Below are 2,829 nucleotides of genomic sequence, written 5' to 3'. Positions count from 1 at the left end.
GGAAGTGTGGCGGGTGCTCAAGCCGGGGGGATGACTCTTGATTCTGGATCTGCACGCGCCTCGACAACCCTTGATCTGGCCTGGGCTGGCCCTCTTTTTGGCCCTGTTTGAAACCGAGACCGCCTGGGAGCTACTCAAGCTGGACTTGCCCGAGCACTTGCAGCAGCAGGGTTGGCAATCCATCCGGCAGACCCTCCACGCTGGGGGAGCTCTGCAGGTTATCCAAGCCCATTCGCGATAGCAGCCTGCCGAATGAGCTGCTCAACGCGCTCCACACCACTGACGAAAACCAAGAGAGATGGCAACCCTAAACAGGCCCAAAAGACTCTAGCCTTGATGCCAGAAGGGGGTGCCAAGGACGGGCGTACTGGGCTGAGCTGTCTCCTGAGGGATCATGGCCCCGGCAAGGTAAGCTCGGCGGCCTGAACGCACCGCTTCTGCAAAGGCCTCAGCCATGACCACCGGATCCCGAGCCAAAGCCACTGCCGTGTTCAGCAGCACCCCATCAAACCCCCACTCCATCACCTGGCAGGCGTGGGAGGGCAGACCCAAGCCAGCATCCACGATCAGCGGCGCTTCAATCCGTTCCCGCAGCAGGCGTAAGCTGTAGGGGTTGAGGGGGCCTTTCCCGGTGCCGATGGGGGCCGCCCAGGGCATGACCACTTGACAGCCGACATCCAGCAACCGCTGGCACAACACCAGATCATCGGTGCTGTAGGGCAACACCTTGAAGCCGCGCCGGATCAGCTCAGCCGCTGCCGTCGGCAGTTGTAGGGTATCCGGCTGCAGCGTGTAGTCATCCCCAATCAACTCCAGCTTGATCCAGTCGGTGCCAAAAACCTCACGCGCCATCTCCGCCGTCGTGATCACCTCCTGCAGGCTGTGACAACCGGCGGTGTTGGGCAGAACCGGGATCCCCATCTTCTGCAACAGAGCCCAGAACCTCTGGGAAGTTTCTGGCCCCAGTGCCCCTTGCCGCCGCAGAGAAACCGTCAACAAACAGGGCTGCGCGCGAGCCACCGCCTGCTCCAAAATGGCTGGCGAAGGGTAGCGAGCCGTACCCAACATCAGGCGGCTGGGCAACGGTTGGCCGTAGAGAACCAAAGGATCCTCATCGGCCAGAGTTGAGGGAGAGCAATGGAGAAGGGTGGACATGGCTGAGGCAGATAGAAAAGCGGACTTGAGCGCTAGCCGCCGGCAACCGGAGCGACGATCTCCACCTGGTCGCCTTCTTGCAGACGAGTTTGCTCGTATTGGGCACGTGGCACAAACTTCAGATTAACCGCTACCGCGAAAGGGCCGCTGGCCCCCACCTGAGCCACTGCTTCGGACAAAGTGGTGCCTTCCGGCAAATCGTAAGGCTTCTGGTTGATCAAGACACGCATGGCAATGGGGACTCACCGGAAAAAGGGGCAGCCTGCACCTGAAAGGGGATCCCAAGCTGCTGAGCCAAGCGACAACTGCCCTGGTGAAGATACTCCAAGACAGCATCGTGGATGGCCGGGGAGATCAGAAAGCCATGGCGATAGAGGCCGTTGATCTGCAACAGGCGAGGTGAGCGCTCCACCACGGCTGGCAGGTTATCCGCCAAGGTGGGACGACATTGGCTGCCTAATTCCAGGATACGCGCTTCGGCAAAGGCAGGATGTACGGCGTAGGCGGCGCTGAGCAACTCCAGGGCGGAGCGGACGCTCACCGGCGAGCGATCCTCAGATTCGATTTCAGTGGCCCCCACCACAAACACCTGACCCGGCTTGGGAGCGATGTAGATCGGGTAGCGAGGGTGCAACAGCCGGGTTGGGCGCCGCAAAGAGACTTCTGGGGCATACAGGCGCACCACCTCACCCCGAACTCCGCGCAGCAGTTTTTGCCCGCCCCATTCTTTTTGGGATCCCAGGCCGCGGCAATCCAAAACCCACCCACCGGTTTGCTGCTGCCAAGCTTGGGCCTGCTCCAGATCCCAAGGGCAACCCCACTCCACTTCCACCTCGTGCTGCCGCAACTTGGCCAGTAAAGCTGCCAACAGTTGGCGGTTGTCCAGTTGGCCCTCTTGGGGAAGATACAGGCCCTGCGCAAATCGCCCGGCTACCGATGGCTCCAGCTCGGCAATAGCCTGGGCATCCAGCGGCTGAGGGCGGGGGAGATGCGGGAGGTGTTCCCCCACAGCGGCCAGTAGCGCCGAGAAGCGCTTGGCTTCCCCGGCATCTTGGCGGTGCCAGAGGATCAAAGTGCCCTCCTGCTGAAAGAAAACCGGCTCTGGCAGGCTGGCCAGAAGGGCGGGCCAGCGGGAGAGGGCATAGTACCCCTGGGCCACCACACTGGCTTCGGCGATGGCAGACTCGGCTAGGGGAGCCAGCATAGCAGCGGCAAAATGGGCAGCACTGCTCTCAACAGCAGCAGCAGGAGCCGCCTCCACAATGCGGACGGGATGCCCAACCTCGACAAGGCTGGCGGCCAACAAACGCCCCATCAGCCCAGCCCCGAGGACAAGGATGGGATCCCGCTGCGCTGCCCAAGGCAAAGTGATCCCTGCCGCGTCAGCGGCGGGGAATGAGCCCGTCAGACTGGCTGGCGGGTCTGGCGGAGAAGAGGAGGGTGAAAGGGTCAAAGTGCCCTGCGCTGCTGACACAATGGATTCCATACTGGATCCCATGATAGGCTTTCCAGCTCGGCGATGAATCTGCTCCCACCTGTGCCTGCATTTGTTGATGGAGTGCTGGGCCAAGCTTCGCTGGAACGCCTTTTCACTTGGAGCTTTTTGTTTGATCTCGCTGTTGGTCTCCGGGATCCGTCTGGGGGTGCCGGTGTTGCTGGCGGTGTTGGGGGAGG

At 61.8% G+C, this 2,829-nt stretch carries 4 protein-coding genes; 1 reads left to right on the top strand and 3 read right to left on the bottom strand.

Annotated elements, in window-relative coordinates; all coding sequences use genetic code 11:
* The first annotated feature begins 37 nt into the window (after positions 1-37).
* Positions 38-241, top strand: a complete 204-nt coding sequence (locus NW838_RS12880) for a hypothetical protein (RefSeq protein WP_414428162.1) — start codon at positions 38-40, stop codon at positions 239-241.
* A gap of 86 nt (positions 242-327) precedes the next feature.
* Here the strand turns inward: NW838_RS12880 and NW838_RS12875 are convergent, their stop codons facing one another.
* Genes NW838_RS12875 through NW838_RS12865 form a run of 3 tightly spaced genes read right to left on the bottom strand, consistent with a single transcriptional unit; the run spans position 328 to position 2,641 of the window.
* On the bottom strand, positions 328-1,155 hold the full coding sequence (locus NW838_RS12875) for a thiazole synthase (RefSeq protein ID WP_414357499.1): 828 nt from the start codon (positions 1,153-1,155) through the stop codon (positions 328-330).
* A gap of 32 nt (positions 1,156-1,187) precedes the next feature.
* Positions 1,188-1,385: a sulfur carrier protein ThiS gene (gene thiS, locus NW838_RS12870; RefSeq protein ID WP_414357500.1), complete on the bottom strand. Its 198-nt coding sequence runs from the start codon at positions 1,383-1,385 to the stop codon at positions 1,188-1,190.
* Entirely contained in the window at positions 1,373-2,641 is a 1,269-nt protein-coding gene (locus tag NW838_RS12865; RefSeq protein WP_414428161.1) for an FAD-dependent oxidoreductase, read from the bottom strand. Before NW838_RS12865 ends, thiS begins: the two co-directional genes overlap by 13 nt.
* Positions 2,642-2,829: the final 188 nt, after the last annotated feature.

The sequence above is a fragment of the Synechococcus sp. R55.2 genome (genome assembly GCF_047462075.1).
Lineage (GTDB): Bacteria > Cyanobacteriota > Cyanobacteriia > Thermostichales > Thermostichaceae > Thermostichus.
Note: the sequence above shows the minus strand (reverse complement) of the source record. Positions and strands in the feature narration are given on the sequence as shown.

Bases quoted from the DNA above. Each gene is read 5' to 3' on its own strand.
- NW838_RS12865 (WP_414428161.1), bottom strand. From the start codon at position 2,641: ATGGAATCCATTGTGTCAGCAGCGCAGGGCACTTTGACCCTTTCACCC.
- NW838_RS12875 (WP_414357499.1), bottom strand. From the start codon at position 1,155: ATGTCCACCCTTCTCCATTGCTCTCCCTCAACTCTGGCCGATGAGGAT.
- thiS (WP_414357500.1), bottom strand. From the start codon at position 1,385: ATGCGTGTCTTGATCAACCAGAAGCCTTACGATTTGCCGGAAGGCACC.